21 protein-coding genes are annotated in these 15,196 nt (G+C 72.2%); 11 read left to right on the top strand and 10 right to left on the bottom strand.

Features of this window, described 5'->3' with window-relative positions:
* The first annotated feature begins 15 nt into the window (after positions 1–15).
* Genes M8C11_RS10170 through M8C11_RS10185 form a run of 4 tightly spaced genes read left to right on the top strand, consistent with a single transcriptional unit; the run spans position 16 to position 1,924 of the window.
* A complete protein-coding gene (locus M8C11_RS10170; RefSeq protein ID WP_013287417.1) occupies positions 16–441 on the top strand; it encodes a roadblock/LC7 domain-containing protein in 426 nt (141 codons plus the stop codon).
* The gene (locus M8C11_RS10175) at positions 438–827 is read left to right on the top strand and encodes a DUF742 domain-containing protein (RefSeq protein WP_013287416.1); all 390 of its coding nucleotides are present in this window, start codon (positions 438–440) and stop codon (positions 825–827) included. Before M8C11_RS10170 ends, M8C11_RS10175 begins: the two co-directional genes overlap by 4 nt.
* Positions 808–1,416: an ATP/GTP-binding protein gene (locus tag M8C11_RS10180; RefSeq protein ID WP_013287415.1), complete on the top strand. Its 609-nt coding sequence runs from the start codon at positions 808–810 to the stop codon at positions 1,414–1,416. The genes M8C11_RS10175 and M8C11_RS10180 overlap by 20 nt, the downstream gene beginning before the upstream one ends.
* 28 nt (positions 1,417–1,444) lie before the next feature.
* Positions 1,445–1,924: a GNAT family N-acetyltransferase gene (locus M8C11_RS10185; RefSeq protein ID WP_145751945.1), complete on the top strand. Its 480-nt coding sequence runs from the start codon at positions 1,445–1,447 to the stop codon at positions 1,922–1,924.
* A gap of 8 nt (positions 1,925–1,932) precedes the next feature.
* On the opposite strand, the gene M8C11_RS10190 is transcribed toward M8C11_RS10185, so the two are convergent.
* Positions 1,933–2,781 carry a LysR family transcriptional regulator gene (locus M8C11_RS10190; protein WP_252449362.1) on the bottom strand — a complete coding sequence of 283 codons (849 nt, stop codon included), beginning with the start codon at positions 2,779–2,781 and terminating at the stop codon, positions 1,933–1,935.
* A 95-nt stretch (positions 2,782–2,876) separates the two neighbouring features.
* On the opposite strand from M8C11_RS10190, the gene M8C11_RS10195 reads away from it, so the two are divergent.
* Positions 2,877–3,608: an SDR family oxidoreductase gene (locus M8C11_RS10195; protein WP_252449363.1), complete on the top strand. Its 732-nt coding sequence runs from the start codon at positions 2,877–2,879 to the stop codon at positions 3,606–3,608.
* A gap of 10 nt (positions 3,609–3,618) precedes the next feature.
* Here M8C11_RS10195 and M8C11_RS10200 read toward each other — a convergent pair whose 3' ends face one another.
* A complete protein-coding gene (locus tag M8C11_RS10200) occupies positions 3,619–4,395 on the bottom strand; it encodes a hypothetical protein (RefSeq protein WP_252449364.1) in 777 nt (258 codons plus the stop codon).
* A gap of 79 nt (positions 4,396–4,474) precedes the next feature.
* Positions 4,475–4,951 (bottom strand): YfbM family protein, encoded by a 477-nt coding sequence (locus tag M8C11_RS10205; protein ID WP_252449365.1) that lies wholly within the window; start codon positions 4,949–4,951, stop codon positions 4,475–4,477.
* Positions 4,952–5,028: 77 nt separating this feature from the next.
* Between M8C11_RS10205 and M8C11_RS10210 the strand changes: the two genes are divergently transcribed.
* The gene (locus M8C11_RS10210) at positions 5,029–5,433 is read left to right on the top strand and encodes an SRPBCC family protein (protein WP_145751955.1); all 405 of its coding nucleotides are present in this window, start codon (positions 5,029–5,031) and stop codon (positions 5,431–5,433) included.
* Positions 5,434–5,571: 138 nt separating this feature from the next.
* Here M8C11_RS10210 and M8C11_RS10215 read toward each other — a convergent pair whose 3' ends face one another.
* The 4 genes from M8C11_RS10215 to M8C11_RS10230 form a co-directional block, all read right to left on the bottom strand.
* Positions 5,572–5,778 (bottom strand): hypothetical protein, encoded by a 207-nt coding sequence (locus tag M8C11_RS10215; RefSeq protein WP_145751957.1) that lies wholly within the window; start codon positions 5,776–5,778, stop codon positions 5,572–5,574.
* An 82-nt stretch (positions 5,779–5,860) separates the two neighbouring features.
* Positions 5,861–6,832, bottom strand: coding sequence for a serine protease (locus M8C11_RS10220; RefSeq protein ID WP_252449366.1), 972 nt, complete (start codon positions 6,830–6,832; stop codon positions 5,861–5,863).
* Positions 6,833–7,048: 216 nt separating this feature from the next.
* Positions 7,049–7,234 (bottom strand): DUF397 domain-containing protein, encoded by a 186-nt coding sequence (locus M8C11_RS10225; protein ID WP_252449367.1) that lies wholly within the window; start codon positions 7,232–7,234, stop codon positions 7,049–7,051.
* Entirely contained in the window at positions 7,225–7,992 is a 768-nt protein-coding gene (locus M8C11_RS10230) for a DUF5753 domain-containing protein (RefSeq protein ID WP_252449368.1), read from the bottom strand. Before M8C11_RS10230 ends, M8C11_RS10225 begins: the two co-directional genes overlap by 10 nt.
* A gap of 88 nt (positions 7,993–8,080) precedes the next feature.
* Here M8C11_RS10230 and M8C11_RS10235 point away from each other — a divergent pair, with 88 nt between their 5' ends.
* Positions 8,081–8,395: a hypothetical protein gene (locus tag M8C11_RS10235; RefSeq protein ID WP_121683054.1), complete on the top strand. Its 315-nt coding sequence runs from the start codon at positions 8,081–8,083 to the stop codon at positions 8,393–8,395.
* Positions 8,396–8,460: 65 nt separating this feature from the next.
* Here the strand turns inward: M8C11_RS10235 and M8C11_RS10240 are convergent, their stop codons facing one another.
* Entirely contained in the window at positions 8,461–11,316 is a 2,856-nt protein-coding gene (locus M8C11_RS10240; RefSeq protein WP_252449369.1) for an aconitate hydratase, read from the bottom strand.
* A 156-nt stretch (positions 11,317–11,472) separates the two neighbouring features.
* Between M8C11_RS10240 and M8C11_RS10245 the strand changes: the two genes are divergently transcribed.
* Both M8C11_RS10245 and M8C11_RS10250 read left to right on the top strand, forming a co-directional pair.
* Entirely contained in the window at positions 11,473–11,829 is a 357-nt protein-coding gene (locus M8C11_RS10245; protein WP_145751963.1) for a VOC family protein, read from the top strand.
* Between the two features lie 23 nt (positions 11,830–11,852).
* The gene (locus tag M8C11_RS10250) at positions 11,853–12,506 is read left to right on the top strand and encodes a DedA family protein (protein ID WP_145751965.1); all 654 of its coding nucleotides are present in this window, start codon (positions 11,853–11,855) and stop codon (positions 12,504–12,506) included.
* A gap of 390 nt (positions 12,507–12,896) precedes the next feature.
* Here the strand turns inward: M8C11_RS10250 and M8C11_RS10255 are convergent, their stop codons facing one another.
* Complete coding sequence (locus M8C11_RS10255; RefSeq protein WP_252449370.1) at positions 12,897–13,736, bottom strand: hypothetical protein; 840 nt, start codon at positions 13,734–13,736, stop codon at positions 12,897–12,899.
* 41 nt (positions 13,737–13,777) lie between these two features.
* Entirely contained in the window at positions 13,778–13,966 is a 189-nt protein-coding gene (locus M8C11_RS10260) for a hypothetical protein (RefSeq protein WP_145751969.1), read from the bottom strand.
* Here M8C11_RS10260 and M8C11_RS10265 point away from each other — a divergent pair.
* Positions 13,965–14,807 carry a hypothetical protein gene (locus M8C11_RS10265; RefSeq protein WP_252449371.1) on the top strand — a complete coding sequence of 281 codons (843 nt, stop codon included), beginning with the start codon at positions 13,965–13,967 and terminating at the stop codon, positions 14,805–14,807. The genes M8C11_RS10260 and M8C11_RS10265 overlap by 2 nt on opposite strands.
* A 41-nt stretch (positions 14,808–14,848) precedes the next feature.
* Positions 14,849–15,196, top strand: a 348-nt coding sequence (locus tag M8C11_RS10270; protein WP_252449372.1) for a hypothetical protein, incomplete at its 3' end; no start/stop codon positions are given.

Here is a 15,196-nt window from a genome sequence, read left to right on the forward strand (position 1 = left end):
AGATGAGGACGACGAGTGGCGCAGAAGACGGCTTCGAGCGCGGATCTGACGTGGCTGCTGGATGACCTGGTCGGCCGGGTCAAGCAGGCGGAGCACGCCGTGGCGCTCTCCACCGACGGACTGTTGATGGCCTCGTCCCGCGGATTGAGCCGGGACGACGGCGAGCACCTGGCGGCCATGGCGGCCGGCATCCAGAGCCTGGCCCGCGGCGCGGGCAAGCGGTTCGGTGGCGGGCACGTACAGCAGACCATCATCGAGATGCAGTCCTCCTTCCTGTTCGTCACCGCGGCCGGGCGCAACGCCTGCCTGGCGGTGCTGGCCTCGGAGGACGCGGACGTCGGCCTGATCGCGTACGAGATGGCCATGCTCGTCACCCGGGTCGGCCGGTTCGTCGCGTCACCGACCCGGGAACAGCCCCTCGGCGAGAACGCGGCACGATGACCGGCCGGGGGGACTCCGCGGAGCAGGAGTGGGTGGACGACCACGCCGGCCCGGTGGTGCGCCCGTACGCGGTGACCGGAGGCCGGGCCCGCCCGGTGACCGGCACGTTCGACCTGATCTCGCTGGTCACCTCGACCCGCACGGATGTCGGGTCGGAGTCCGGGCTGGGCCCGGAGCACGTGGCGATCGTCGGCCTCTGCCAGCGGATCCTCTCCGTGGCCGAGATCGCCGCCCATCTCGACCTGCCGGTGGGCACGGTCCGGGTCCTCCTCGGAGACCTGGCCGCCCGCAGCCTGGTACAGGTACGCGAGCCGCGCGCGACCACCGCCGGCCTTCCCGACGAGCACGTTTTCGAGGCGGTAATCAATGGACTACGGGCGCTCTGAGCGGCCGGCGGGCGCCGCGCCGCTGCCCACCGCGATCAAGATCCTGATCGCGGGCGGGTTCGGCGTCGGCAAGACCACGATGGTCGGCGCGGTCAGCGAGACCCGGCCCCTGCGGACCGAGGAGGTGCTGACCGAGACCGGGATCGGCATCGACGACCTGTCCGGCATCGAGGAGAAGTCGACCACCACCGTGGCGATGGACTTCGGCCGCATCACCATCAGCGACGACCTGGTGCTCTACCTGTTCGGCACGCCCGGGCAGGACCGGTTCTGGTTCGTCTGGGACGAGCTGGCACTCGGCGCGCTCGGTGCGGTGGTGCTCGCCGACACCCGCCGGCTGGCCGACTGCTTCCCGTCGATCGACTACTTCGAGGGACGCGGTACGCCCTTCGTGGTGGCGGTGAACTGCTTCGAGGGCGCCAAGACGTTCCGTCTCGACGAGGTGCAGGCCGCGCTCGACCTGGACCCGGGCGTACCGGTGGTGCTGTGCGACGCGCGCAAGCGGGAGTCGGCCAAGGAGGTGCTGATCACGCTGCTGGAGCACGCCATGAAGCTGCGGGAGGCGCGCCGCCGCGCCGCCGAGGACTGAAGGGTCACACATCGACGGGGGAGTGGCGATGACCGAGGTGAGCGTCCGGGCGATGACCCCGGACGAGTTCGACAGCTGGCAGGACGAACTCGCCGCCGGCTACGCGCGGGAGCACGTGGCCGCCGGCAACTGGACTCCGGAGGAGGCGCTCGACCGGGCCCGGCGGGAAAGCGCGGCCTTCCTGCCGCAGGGCATGGCCACGCCCGGCATGCTGTTCCTGCTCGGCGTGCTGGCCGACGGCTCGCCGGTGGGACGCCTGTGGATCGGCCTCACCCACCCGCGTGGGCTCGCCGGCTGCGCGTTCCTCTACGACATCGAGGTCGCCGCCGGGCACCGGGGCCGGGGCCTCGGGCGGGCGCTGCTCGCGGCCGGGGAGCGGGCGGCCCGGGAGCGGGGCGCGCAGGCGCTGGAGCTGAACGTCTTCGGCGCCAACGAGACGGCACGCAAGCTGTACGAGACGTCCGGCTACCGGGTGGTCACCCAGCAGATGCGCAAGGACCTGTCGTAGGGCGGTCCCTACAGGCGGGTGGCGGTCCGGATCAGGGCGGCGAGGGACCGGGACCGGCTGTGCGGCGGCCACGCGATGACAGTGGTCACCGCCGGAGCGTCCGGCACCGGCACGGCGGTCAGGTCGGCGAGCAGCAGCGTCCGGACTGACTCCGGCAGCACCACAACGGTACGGCCGAGCGCGATGAGCTGGAACAACTGGGCGTGGTCCCGGACCTCGGGGCCCGGGCCGTCCGGATACGACCCGTCGGCCCGGGGCCAGCGCGGCATCGGCAGGCCGGGCAGCGTCTCCACCTCGGCCATGAGGAGGTGCGGCCGCCGGGCCAGCGGATGGCCGCCCGGCAGGACCGCCACCTGCTGCTCGGTGACGAGTTCCTCGGTGTCCAGCCCGGTGGTCGAGTCGAACGGCAGGTGCAGCAGCGCCACGTCGGCCCGCCCGTCGCGCAGCAGCCGTTCCTGTTCGCCGATGCCGCACAACAGCACCTCGACGGGGACCCCGTCCGGCTCGGCCGCGTACGCGTCGAGCAGTTTCGGCAGCAGCTCGCTCGACGCACCCGCCTTGGTCGCCAGCACCAGCCCGGGGCCGCCCTTCACGGCCTGACCGGCGCGGCGGGTACGGCGGTCGGCGGCGTCCACGGCGTCCAGGGCGGCCCGGCCCTCCCGGAGCAGCACCGTACCGGCGGCGGTGAGCGCGACGCTGCGGCTGTCCCGTTCCAGCAGCGTCACGCCGAGGCGCCGTTCGAGTTGCCGGATCGCGCGCGACAGCGGCGGCTGGGCGATGCCCAGGCGGCGCGCGGCGCGGCCGAAGTGCAGTTCCTCGGCGACCGCGACGAAGTAGCGAAGCTCCCGCGTCTCCATCCCGCCACCGTACCGCCGGATCGATACCCGCCGGGTATCGGCCGCTACCGAGGTGGTGTTGGAGGCCCGCGCGCCCCGCGGACAGGATCGAGGGCATGAGCGAACGGACGATCGCGCTGGTGACGGGCGCGAACAAGGGTATCGGGTACGAGATCGCGGCGGGCCTGGGCGCGCTGGGCTGGCGGGTGGGCGTCGGCGCCCGGGACGAACAGCGGCTCGCCGAGGCGGTCGCGAAGCTGCGCGCGGGCGGCGTGGACGCGTTCGGCGTACCGCTGGACGTGACCGACGACGCGAGCGTGGCCGCCGCCGCCCGGCTGCTTGAGACGGAGGCCGGCGGGCTGGACGTGCTCGTCAACAACGCGGGCGTGACGGGTGGCGTGCCCCAGCACCCGGGTGACGTCGACCTCGCGACCATCCGGACCGCGGTCGAGGTGAACGTGATCGGGGTGGTCCGGGTGACCGAGGCGATGCTGCCGTTGCTGCGCCGCTCGGCCTCGCCGCGGATCGTCAACATGTCCAGTGGCGTCGGCTCGCTGACCCGGCAGAGCGCCTCGGAGGGCGAACATCAGACCGGCCCGCTGTCGGTGGCGTACTCGCCGTCGAAGAGCATGCTCAACGCGGTGACCATCCAGTACGCGCGGGCGCTCGCCGGCACGGGCATCCTGATCAACGCCGCCTGCCCGGGTTTCACCGCGACCGACCTCAACAGCTTCCGGGGCGTGCGGACCCCACAGCAGGGCGCGGCGATCGGAATCCGGCTGGCGACGCTGCCGGACGACGGGCCGACCGGCGGCTACTTCGAGGACGCGGGCACGATCCCGTGGTGAGCGGCGCTCGTCAGCACCACATGACCGGGTTGCCGGTCGCCACCGACGCCGCGCACAGCCGGCGCAGCGGCTCCACGATGTAGGCGAAGTCGCCGCCCGACCGGCTCCGGGTCCGTACCGCGAGCCGTTCGGGCGGCGACTCGCCGTGCTCGCCCACCGGCCGCATCGCCACCACCGTCCGCGTCCCGCCGGCGGTGAACTCCACTCGGTCGCCGGGCAGCGGCCGCTGGCCGAACCGGACGGCCCGGAACAGCGTGGCGGGCTGTTCGGCGCGGTCGAGGACGAAGAAGCCGTCCGGATCGACCCCGGCCTGAAAGCCCGGGCCGAACATGAACACCCCGTGGTAGCTCTCGACGTACTGCATCAGCACCCGGCCGGTCGCCTCGTCGATCAGCTCCACCTCGTCGGTGATCCGGTCGGTGCGCGCGAACGCGTCCAGCTCGGCGAGCGCCACCGCCGCCCGGTCGGCCGGCAGCGAGCCGCCGTTGAGGTTCGGCAGCGCGGTGGCGAGCGTCGGGAAGCGCTCCGGGCCGGCAGCGCGTAGCGCCTGCTGGAACAGCCGCACACCGGCCCAGTTGGACACGTGCTCGTTCGCCTGCTCCATTGCCTTGTGCGGGCACGCCTCCGCCTGCCAGGCGTCGAACGTGCGGTGCGCGGCCTTGTTGCCCTCCCACGGCCGCAACAACGCGAGACAGCCGTCCTCGTCGTAGCCGACCGGCCCGACCGGGCACGGGGTGGCGAGGCCGTCCTGCCAGCACCGGCAGTACACGAACGCGTCGAGTCCCACGCCGGCACGCTACCGGCGCGCGGCCGTCGGCGCGCACCCGTTTCCGGCGGCTCGTCTCCAGCGGCTCGTTTCCGGCGGGTCAGGTGACGGCGAGCAGCACGGCGTCTCCGCTCGCCGCCGCGTCGCGGTAGAAGTCGCGCAGCGCGGTGAAGTTCGGCAGCAGGTAGTTGTCGAACTCGTCTTCGCCGTCGTCCCAGATGTGCGGATAGATCTCGGCCTCCGACATGGCCGCCGGATCGAAGCGGGCCCGCAGCGTCGCGTCGTCCACCGCGTCGAGCCCGGCGGCCACGGCGCGCACGGCGTCGGGCATGAGCAGCCGGGCCGGGCCCATGCCGAGGTCCGGCCCGATCGGGTCGCCCCCGATGATCGCTGGGCCGGCGTCGCCCCGGACCTCGTACGTGGTGCCGTTCAGCAGGTAGTGCAGACCGTGCCACGCCTTGTCGAGGTCGAGTTCGTCCGGACCGCCGTCGAACAGCGTGCCGACCGTGTCCGGGTCGGCCAGTACCGTCGCCAGTTCGTCGCCGGACAGCCGGCGTGCGGTGAACACCATGCCCATGTGGTCGTCTCCCGGGGTGTCGGTCGGAATCGGCGGCAGCGTAACGGGGGCGTCCGACAGCGTGCCATCATCGGCGCATGGCCTCGGAGTCCCGGCACCTCAGCGTCCACATCGACCGTCCGGTGGCGGAGGTCTACGCCTTCGCCGCCGACCCGGCGAACCTGCCCCGCTGGGCCCCGGGCCTCGGCGGCTCGGTCGTGCTCGTCGACGGCCACTGGTACGTGGACACACCCGAAGGGCGGGCGCGGCTGACGTTCGCCCCGGCCAACGAGTACGGCGTGCTCGACCACGAGGTGCTGACGCCGTCGGGCGAGACGGTCTACGTGCCGCTGCGCGCCATCGCCGACGGGGACGCCACCGAGGTGGTGTTCAGCCTGCGGCGGATGCCCGGCATGAGCGACGTGGACTTCGACCGGGACACCGCGCTCGTCGAGGCGGACCTGGCCCGGCTCAAGGCCGTGCTGGAGAGCGCCGCCGGCTGAGAGCGACCGCGGCGTCCATCACGAGTCGCGGGAAGCGGCCCGGGAACAGGTCTGGCGCCAGGGCCGGTGACCCGCTGGGAATGGGAATTGCGCATTCGATTCCGGCGAACGCAGATCCGGCGGACGCAATTCGGTGAATTAGTCGCCGATCGCGTCACGCATTCGTTCCCTCGTCCAGTATTCGGACGGATCGGTGGCGCCGGGGCTCGGATTGTGCGTCGCGACCACCGGGCCGGGCGGCGCTGGTCGCCGCGCGCCCCCGTCGCGCGCCGCGACGACTACGACGGCCGCGGCCACGGCGAGCGCCGCGACGGCGGCCGCGCCGAGCAGCACACGATGTGACATGTCGCCTCCTCCGGGGCCGGGTGCCGGTCCGACTGGCACCGGTCCGCCTGGTGCGCCGGGCGGCACACCAGGCGGACGTCGTTCACCAGGTGTCGTTCGCGTACGTGTTGTAGAGCGTCCCCACCACCGCGGCGGAGAAGTACGGCGAGCCGTTCGTGTTCGAGCCGCTCGAGTAACTCATCACCCCGTGCACGTCACCGCGCCTGGTGGTGTTGTCGTAGCTGTAGTACCACGGACCGCCGCTCGAACCGCCCCCGAAGCCGCAGTTCATCTCGATCCGGTTGCTGCCCGCGTCCCGCGACGTGCCCGAGCAGACCCACTGGACCTCACCGCTGTCCTTGTTGCTCGGGTAGCCGAAGATGTCGTAGTGGTACGCCCGGCCACCGCCGGTGAGCAGCCCGTTCGCGCCGACCGCGTCCACGATCGACCGGCTGCCGTAGACGAGCGCGACCGCAACGTCGTACTGCCGCTCGCGGGTGCTGATCCAGCCGCTCGGCACCGCGAGCGTGGACCAGTCCCAGGTGCCGTACGGCTGCGCGCCGTTGCGGTACGACGGCACGAACATCCAGTTCGCGGTGTGCCAGTCCCGGCCCGGCCCGTCGTGCACGCAGTGCGCGGCCGTGAAGACCATGTTGCGCGCCGGGCTGTTCACCACGCTCGCGGAGCAGTAGTGGCCCAGGCCGTCGGTCGAGCTGGTGTAGAAGATCTTCCCCACCGTGATCGACTCGTTCAGCTGGGCGCCGAAGCCGCTGCCGTCCTTCGGCGCCACCGCCTCCGCGAAGCGCCGCACCCGCTCCGCCACAGGGCTCTGGGTGACCGGGCCGGCGGACTTCTCCACCTCGTCGGCCGGAGTGGCCGCCGCCATGCGCTCGGCCGTCCAGTAGGCCCTGGCCTGCGCGGACGACCCCGCCTTGCGCTCGATCGACGTGACAGCGGCCGGAGCGGCCGTGCCCGCGGTGGTGCCGGTGCCGGTGCCGGCCAGCGCCGGAGTGCCGGCGAGGATCGCCGGCAGGATCAGGGCCGGCAGGGCCAGAAGTTTGATCGTCGTCTTCATGAAATCCTTCCCAGTGTTCGATTCCCGGATCGAAACTGGAGCGCCCCCGTTGTTCATCGCGATGTCGGCAACGTATCGACGGTATTCGGGGCGTGTCAACGAATCATGGACGTCGATTGTTTGCAGTGTCGGATGTGCGATCGGGGGCGATGGAATTCATCGAATAGCAATTTCTCAATGCGTGGGATGGGCGAAAGGGTGGCCCTTTCGGCCCGCTCAGCGGCGGGTCGACGTCAGGAACCGGATCCACGCGGCCGGGGTGAAGGTGAGCACCGGCCCGGCCGGGTCCTTCGAGTCGCGGACGCCGACCACACCGGGCAGGTTGCCGGCGACCTCGACGCAGTTGCCGCCGTTGCCGCCGCTGCGGGTGCTCTTGCGCCACCGGGCGCCGCTCAGGTCCATGCCGCCGCCACTTCCCTCAGCAGTTCCAGGGTCCGCGCGCGAGGCAGCGCCTCGCCCCGGATGCGTTCCCACCGACGCTCCAGGGTAGCAATCTCCGAGGGCTGCTCGATGATCTGCGCGCGGGCCTGGCTGTCCACATGCGCCACCCGGTTGCCGTCGCGCAGCTCCGCGATGACGAACGGCCCGTCCAGCCCGGGATAGGTCGGCGTGTCCACCGGTACCACGTGGAGCTGCACGTTCGGCAGCTCGGCGCAGGCGAGCAGGTGGGTCACCTGCGCGGCCATCAACGCCCGGTCGCCGGCGGCGGCGCGGCGCAGCACCTGCTCGTCGAGCACCACGACGTACAGCGGCCCGCGCGGCCGGGTGAGGATGCCCTGCCGGTCCAGCCGGGCGGTGACCAGGTCGGTGACCTCGTCGGCGGTCAGCGGCTGGCCGATGAACGTGGCCCGGGCGTACGCCTCGGTCTGCAACAGGCCCGGCACCCACGCCAGCTCGAACGTGCGTAGCGCGACCGCCTCGCGTTCGATGTCGACCCACGGGCGGAACCAGACCGGCTCGCGGCGGCGGACCGTGTCTGGCCAGAGCGCCTCGATCGGCTGGCCCAGCAGGTTCGCCACAGTCGCGCGGTGCCGGCTCTGCGGGATGTGCCCGGGGTTCGCCCATCGGGCCACCGTCTTCGGGTGCAGTCCGAGCCGTTCCGCCAGGCTCTCGGCGGTGTGGCCGGCACCGGCCAGCGCGGTGACGAAGGCATGGTTCATGCCCGTTCCTCCCCGGAGCAAAAGAACTGTCCGAAGGAGATTACACAACGCTGTGTGATTGTTCGGGCACCCTCGGCACGGTAGGGGCATGACCGAACCGACACCCACATCGGCGTACCCCCGGGTGGTGCTGCCGCTGACCGGCCACCGCGCGTGCGGTCCGGCCTGGCGCTGCGACCGCTGCGGCGAGCCCTGGCCGTGCCCGACCCTGCGGGCCGCGCCCACCGACGCGGCCCGCCGCGCCACGATGATCCCCGAGTTCTCCCGGCTCACCCGGCAGGCCATCCGCGACCTGCGCGGCCGGCCCGGCGGCCCGGACCCGGTCGCGATCGTGCGGCGCTTCCTGTGGTTCCTGCCGCTCACCGACTCCGAGGCACGCGCCGTCGCGCTCCGGCTGCGATGACCACGGTACGGCGAGGGCCGCTCCCCGCCGGAGCGGGAAGCGGCCCTGTGTCAGCCGTACGCGAATCAGCTCGCGATCATGCGGCGCAGCACGTACTGCAGGATGCCGCCGTGCCGGTAGTAGTCCGCCTCACCCGGGGTGTCGATGCGGACCACGGCGTCGAACTCCACGCCGGTGTCGGTGGTGACCTTCACCGTACGCGGGGTGTCGCCGTCGTTGAGCGCGGTGACGCCGCTGATCGAGAACGTCTCGGTGCCGGTCAGGCCCAGCGACTCGGCGGTCTCGCCGCCCGGGAACTGCAGCGGCAGCACGCCCATGCCGATCAGGTTCGAGCGGTGGATCCGCTCGTACGACTCGGCGATGACCGCCTTCACGCCCAGCAGCATGGTGCCCTTGGCCGCCCAGTCACGCGACGAGCCGGAGCCGTACTCCTTGCCGGCCAGGATGACCAGCGGGACGCCCGCCTCCTGGTAGGCCATCGAGGCGTCGTAGATCGAGGTCTGCTCGCCGGTCAGGTGGTTGACCGTGAAGCCGCCCTCCACGCCCGGGACGAGCTGGTTGCGCAGCCGGATGTTGGCGAACGTGCCCCGGATCATCACCTCGTGGTTGCCCCGGCGGGAGCCGTACGAGTTGAACTCGTGCCGGGCCACGCCGTGCTCGGCCAGGTACTTACCGGCGGGGGAGTCCGCCTTGATCGAACCGGCCGGGGAGATGTGGTCGGTGGTCACCGAGTCGCCCAGCTTGGCCAGCACCCGCGCGTCGGCGATGTCCTGCACCGGGGCCGGCTCCTGCTGCATGCCCTCGAAGTACGGGGGCTTGCGCACGTAGGTCGACTCGCCGTCCCAGGAGAACGTGTCGCCGGTCGGGGTCGGCAGCGACTGCCAGCGCTCGTCACCGGCGAACACGTCGGCGTACGCGGCGCTGAAGCCGGTCGCGCCGATCGCGGAGGCGATGACGTCCTGGATCTCGGCGCTGTTCGGCCAGATCTCCCGCAGGAACACCGGGTTGCCCTGGGCGTCCTCGCCGATCGGCTCGTTTGCCAGGTCGATGTCCATGGTGCCGGCGAGCGCGTACGCGACCACCAGCGGCGGGGACGCCAGGTAGTTCATCTTGACGTCCGGGTTGATCCGGCCCTCGAAGTTGCGGTTGCCGGACAGCACCGACACGACGGCCAGGTCACCGTCGTTCACGGCGGCGGAGACCTCCTCCGGCAGCGGGCCGGAGTTGCCGATGCAGGTGGTGCAGCCGTAGCCGACCAGGTTGAAGCCGAGCTTGTCCAGGTACGGCGTCAGGCCCGCGCGGTCGTAGTAGTCCATGACGACCTTCGAGCCCGGCGCCAGGGTGGTCTTCACCCACGGCTTGCGGGCCAGGCCCTTCTCCACCGCGTTGCGGGCCAGCAGCGCGGCGCCGATCATCACCTGCGGGTTCGAGGTGTTGGTGCAGGAGGTGATCGCGGCGATCACCACGGCGCCGTGGTCCAGCTCGTACTCGACGCCGTCGGCGCTGGTCACGCGTACCGGATTGCTCGCCCGGCCGCCCGCGCCCACCGCGGCGGTCTCCAGGTCGCGCGGCGCGTCCGCCGGGTCGTTCACACCGTTGGCGGGGGAGTCGCTGGCCGGGAACGACTCGGCCGACGCCTCGTCGGCCGGGCCGTCGGCGCCGAACGGCTTCTCCTGCTGCGGCACGCCCGGCTTGCGGCCCGGGTCGCCGCCGGTCTCGTCGGCGGCCACGTAGTCGCTGAGCGCGGCGCGGAACAGCGTCTTGGCGCTGCCCAGCGGCACCCGGTCCTGCGGGCGCTTCGGGCCGGCCAGCGACGGCTCGATGGTGCTCAGGTCCAGCTCCAGGCGCTCGGAGTACTCCGGCTCGCGCTCCGGGTCGTGCCAGAGGCCCTGCTCCTTGGCGTACGCCTCGACCAGCGCGACCTGCTGAGCGTCGCGGCCGGTCAGCTCCAGGTAGCGGACGGTCTCGGCGTCGATCGGGAAGATCGCCACGGTCGAGCCGTACTCCGGCGACATGTTGCCGATGGTGGCGCGGTTGGCAAGCGGCACGGCGCTCACGCCGGGGCCGTAGAACTCGACGAACTTGCCGACCACGCCGTGCTTGCGCAGCATCTCGGTGATGGTCAGCACCAGGTCGGTGGCGGTGGTGCCGGCCGGCATCTCACCGGAGAGCTTGAAGCCGACCACGCGGGGGATCAGCATGCTGACCGGCTGGCCGAGCATCGCGGCCTCGGCCTCGATGCCGCCGACGCCCCAGCCCAGCACGCCCAGGCCGTTGACCATGGTGGTGTGCGAGTCGGTGCCGACGACCGTGTCCGGGTACGCCTGGCCGTTGCGCTCCATGATCGTGCGAGCCAGGTACTCGATGTTGACCTGGTGCACGATGCCGGTGCCCGGCGGGACGACCTTGAATTCGTTGAACGCGGTCTGGCCCCAGCGCAGGAACTGGTAGCGCTCCTTGTTGCGCTCGTACTCCAGCTCGACGTTGCGCTCGAACGCGTCCTCGCGGCCGAACAGGTCGGCGATGACCGAGTGGTCGATGACCAGCTCGGCCGGAGCGAGGGGGTTGACCTTGGTGGCGTCGCCGCCCAGGTCACGGACCGCCTCGCGCATGGTGGCCAGGTCGACCACGCAGGGCACGCCGGTGAAGTCCTGCATCAGCACCCGGGCCGGGGTGAACTGGATCTCCACGCTCGGGTCGGCGGTGGCGTCCCACGCGCCGAGCTGCTGGATGTGGTCGGCGGTGATGTTCGCGCCGTCCTCGGTCCGCAGCAGGTTCTCCAGCAGGATCTTCAAGCTGTAGGGCAGCCGCTCGTGGCCCTCCACCTTGTCGATCCTGAAAATCTCGTAGCTCGCGTCTCCGACGCGTAGCTGGGTCTTCGCACCGAAGGTGTCGAGGCTCGCCACGTCGTACTCCTTCACACCAGCGACCGTGAGTAGTCCTGAGCAGTTTGTCGCACCGACCGGGGCGCTGCCGTGCTTAGGCAACACTTACCTGCGTCGGTCTCTACAAAACCGTACGTCCGTCTTGCTATTCGTGCAACCTCGTGCCACGCTGCGGGACGAGGAGGTGCCACCATGATCCATCACGTCCTGCTCGCCTGCCCCCGCGGCTCCGAGGACGCGTCCCGCTCCTTCTACACCGGTCTGCTCGGCCTCGCCGAGAAGCCCAAACCCCCGGCCCTCGCCGCCCGCGGTGGCTGCTGGTTCACCGGGTACGGCGCCGAGCTGCACCTGGGCGTCGAGGACGACTTCCGCCCCGCCCGCAAGGCGCACCCCGCGCTGCTGCGCACCGACCTGGACGAGCTGGCCGCCCGCCTCGACGCCGCCGGACACGCCGTGACCTGGGGCGACGACGAGATTCCCGGCATGCGGCGGTTCCACACGTACGACCCGCACGGCAACCGGCTGGAGTTCCTGGCCCCCGCGGGCTGACCCGGCGCGGGTAGGGTCGGCGGGTGGTCGACGTACAGCACTGGCTCGCCGCGCTCCCGCCGGCCCTGATCTGCCTGCTCGTGGGCGGCGTGATCGGCGTGGAGAGCATGGGCATCCCGCTGCCCGGCGAGATCGTGCTGGTCAGCGCCGCGCTGCTCGCCGCCACCGGCGCCGTCGGGCCCGAGTGGGTGGCGACCGCCGCGGCAACCGGCGCCATCATCGGCGACTCCATCGGATATGCCGTGGGCCGCCGAGGTGGCCGCCCCCTGCTGGAACGGCTCGGCCGGCGCTTCCCGAAACACCTCGGCCCGGCACACCTGGCCCGCGCCGAGCTGAGCTTCGCCCGGCACGGCGTCTGGGCGGTGTTCTTCGGACGGTTCGTCGCGCTGCTGCGCATCCTCGCCGGGCCGCTCGCCGGGGCGCTGCGCGTGCCGTACCGCCGGTTCCTGGTCGCCAACGCCGCAGGCGGGCTGGTGTGGGCGTTCGGCACCACCTACCTGCTGTTCTATCTCGGGCAGGCCGCCGAGCACTGGCTCAAGGACATTTCCTGGGCCGGGCTGGTGCTGGCCGTGCTGGCCGGCGTGGTCAGCACCGCGTGGCTGCGCCGCCGGGCCAAGCGCCTGCACGTGTCCGAGCCCTCCGAGCAGCCCGCCCCGGTCCCCGCCGCCGACCGCTGACGGCTCACCCGAGCGCGCCTGAGGAATCCAGCGCCTCCCGGCCATTACCCTCCAGGGCCGCACAGTGCTCTCCCTCGCGCCGCCCGCCCCCGCCCTGGCCCGCCCTCGTCCGGTTGATCAAGGAGTTTGTGCCCTGTGCGGGCTCCCGCAGTGACACAAACTCCTTGATCACCGACGCGGATCGGGGCGAGCGGGTGGGCAGGGCGCGGCGAACCGCCGGGCCGGGTGAACGGGTGAACGGGGAGCGCGCTGCCCGGGGGATCGCCCTGCCCCGTCGATCATGAAGTTGGCGGTGGTTGGTGCCTGATTTGTCGCCGCTAACTTCATGATCGACGCGATCGGGGCGGTGCGGGTGGGGTGCTGGGGTCTCGGTGAGGGCTGGCGGCAGGGTCAGGAGGCGGTGAGCAGGGTGAGCAAGGTTTCGTGGGCGGTGCGGACTGCGGCCCGGGACTCCTCGGTGTGGTCCAGCGCGTCGAATCCGTGCTGCCCGTTCGGCACGTCCACCACGCACAGCGGGATGCCGCGCCGCCGCGCGACCACCGTGAACGCCTCGATGGTGGGGGCGACCTCGGGCCGTTCCCGCCCCGCCCGGGTCAGCACGAGCGTCGGCCCCGCCGCGCCCTCCGCGTGCGCGGCGTCGACGTTCGCGCCATCGGGAGATGCCGCCTCCGGGCGCTCGGCGTCGTCGGGGGAGGCCGTGCCCGACGCAGTGGTGGCGCCCTGATCCGCGGGCAGGTCGAGGGCGTCTATCGGGCGGAAGCGCGGGTCCACCGGGGGCCATCCGGGCAGCGGGGCCAGCAGCGGATAGGTCGCGGCCACGCCGCGCAGCCAGACCGGCGGGTCCCGGAGCCAGTCGCCGAGCAGCAGGCCGGCGCCGGAGAAGAACCAGAGGCCGAGCCGGTCGGGGTCGACGCGCGGGTCGGCGCGAAGCAGTTCGGCGGTGGCGGCGACCCGGGCGGCGACCGTGTACAGGTCGTCCGGGCTGGCCACGGTGAGCCGGGGGATCGCGGCCAGCACGCCCGCCTCGGCGAGCAGCGCGCCGTAGCCCCGGTAGAGCGGCCAGTCCCGCGCGTCGGGCGCCTCGGGCGGTCCCGGTACGCCGTGCACGACGACGACCGCGGGATGCCGGCCGTCGCCGGTGGGCACGTGCAGGTCGACGTCGCCGTGCCGCTCGACGGCGGCGGGCGGAGGATCGAGGACGAACGGGCTCTCCCAGAAAACGGTTCCCATCATTGCGATGGTAGGAGAATCCGCCGCCCCCGACTGTCCGGTCAGGACGAGGAAGCCTTGGCGTGCCGCTCGCGCAGCCGCTCCCGGATCTCCTCCGGGGTGTACGCCCGGCGCCGCCGTTCGGCCCGCGCCACCACCACTCCGGTCGCCGCGACGCCGGCGAGACCCGCGAGTCCGAGTACCTTCCACCACCGCATCCGTTGCCGCATCCGCATAGGGTAGTCCTCCATGAGCATCAGCCTGGACGAGGCAGTGGAGCTGACCCGCACCGGCGACCTGTGGGTGTTCCGCGGACGCAGCGTGCCCGACCGGGCCATCCAGCTCACCACGAACAGCCCGGTGAACCACGTCGGCATGGCGGTGGTGCTCGACGACATGCCGCCGCTGATGTGGCACGCCGAGCTGGGGCGTTCGCTGCCGGACATGTGGACCGGCACCCACCAGCGCGGCGTGCAGCTGCACGACCTGCGGGACGCGGTCTGCGTCTGGGCCAACCGGTACGGCCAGCGGGGCTGGCTGCGCCAGCTCGAACCACCGGCGGACACGGCGATGGAGGAGGCGGTGCTGCGTACCGTGGCTCGCCTGGACGGCACGCCGTTCCCGTCCACCGCGCAGCTCGCCTGGCGGTGGGCGCGGGGCCGACTGCCGCACCCGCGCCGCCTGAGCCTCGGCGCCCTCCGGGGCAGGACCGGCGACCGGAACCAGATCGGCATCCTGAACAGGATCATCGACAGGGGCGAGGCCGGCAGCCGGGGCAGGGCCGGCGATACCGGCCACCGAGGCGATACCGGCGACCGGGCCGAGACCGGCGACCGGGCCGAGACCGGCGACCGGGGCGAGACCGGCGACACGAGCAGGATCGGCGACACGGGCAGGGAGAACGCCGCCGCGCTGGAGACCGCGTACTGCGCCGAGGTGGTCGCGGTGACCTATGAGGCGATGGGCCTGCTGCCCGCCGGGCGACGGCCCAACTGGTACGACCCGGGCCGGTTCTGGAGCGGCGACGACCTGGCCCTCAGCGGCGGCGCGCACCTCGGCGCCGAGATCGAGGTACGGATCCCGCCGCGCTGAGGAAGGTTTGCCGCCGGGGCGGGCCGGTAATGAGGAGCGTCGTGACGGCTTCCACCGACCTCGACACGCTCACCGACTTCTTCGACCGGTACGGCGTGGCGCTGACCACCGCCGACGTGCCGGCCATCGCCGGCTGCTACGCCCTGCCCGGGCTGGTGGTCGCCGACACCTACAGCTTCTCGTTCACCTCGCCCGCGGCGGTGGCGCTCAGTTTCGTCGGCGCCGCGCCCGACTACCAGGAGCGGGAACTCGTCGCCGCGAACGCGCAGATCGAGGACGTGCAGCAGATCTCCGCGCTGCTCACCGAGGTGGCGGTGCGCTGGGAGTTCCTGGACAGCCAGGGCGGCGCGGTGCCGGGCGAGCGCTACCGCTACCTGCTGCGCACCACC

It is taken from the genome of Micromonospora sp. CPM1 (genome assembly GCF_023896895.1).
Lineage (GTDB): Bacteria > Actinomycetota > Actinomycetes > Mycobacteriales > Micromonosporaceae > Micromonospora > Micromonospora tulbaghiae.

Bases quoted from the DNA above. Each gene is read 5' to 3' on its own strand.
- M8C11_RS10245 (WP_145751963.1), top strand. From the start codon at position 11,473: ATGATCCATCACGTCCTGCTCGCCTGCCCCCGCGGCTCCGAGGACGCG.
- M8C11_RS10215 (WP_145751957.1), bottom strand. From the start codon at position 5,778: ATGTCACATCGTGTGCTGCTCGGCGCGGCCGCCGTCGCGGCGCTCGCC.
- M8C11_RS10230 (WP_252449368.1), bottom strand. From the start codon at position 7,992: ATGAACCATGCCTTCGTCACCGCGCTGGCCGGTGCCGGCCACACCGCC.
- M8C11_RS10260 (WP_145751969.1), bottom strand. From the start codon at position 13,966: ATGGAGGACTACCCTATGCGGATGCGGCAACGGATGCGGTGGTGGAAG.
- M8C11_RS10235 (WP_121683054.1), top strand. From the start codon at position 8,081: ATGACCGAACCGACACCCACATCGGCGTACCCCCGGGTGGTGCTGCCG.
- M8C11_RS10265 (WP_252449371.1), top strand. From the start codon at position 13,965: ATGAGCATCAGCCTGGACGAGGCAGTGGAGCTGACCCGCACCGGCGAC.
- M8C11_RS10180 (WP_013287415.1), top strand. From the start codon at position 808: ATGGACTACGGGCGCTCTGAGCGGCCGGCGGGCGCCGCGCCGCTGCCC.
- M8C11_RS10195 (WP_252449363.1), top strand. From the start codon at position 2,877: ATGAGCGAACGGACGATCGCGCTGGTGACGGGCGCGAACAAGGGTATC.
- M8C11_RS10185 (WP_145751945.1), top strand. From the start codon at position 1,445: ATGACCGAGGTGAGCGTCCGGGCGATGACCCCGGACGAGTTCGACAGC.
- M8C11_RS10205 (WP_252449365.1), bottom strand. From the start codon at position 4,951: ATGGGCATGGTGTTCACCGCACGCCGGCTGTCCGGCGACGAACTGGCG.
- M8C11_RS10225 (WP_252449367.1), bottom strand. From the start codon at position 7,234: ATGGACCTGAGCGGCGCCCGGTGGCGCAAGAGCACCCGCAGCGGCGGC.
- M8C11_RS10220 (WP_252449366.1), bottom strand. From the start codon at position 6,832: ATGAAGACGACGATCAAACTTCTGGCCCTGCCGGCCCTGATCCTGCCG.
- M8C11_RS10175 (WP_013287416.1), top strand. From the start codon at position 438: ATGACCGGCCGGGGGGACTCCGCGGAGCAGGAGTGGGTGGACGACCAC.
- M8C11_RS10255 (WP_252449370.1), bottom strand. From the start codon at position 13,736: ATGGGAACCGTTTTCTGGGAGAGCCCGTTCGTCCTCGATCCTCCGCCC.
- M8C11_RS10210 (WP_145751955.1), top strand. From the start codon at position 5,029: ATGGCCTCGGAGTCCCGGCACCTCAGCGTCCACATCGACCGTCCGGTG.
- M8C11_RS10190 (WP_252449362.1), bottom strand. From the start codon at position 2,781: ATGGAGACGCGGGAGCTTCGCTACTTCGTCGCGGTCGCCGAGGAACTG.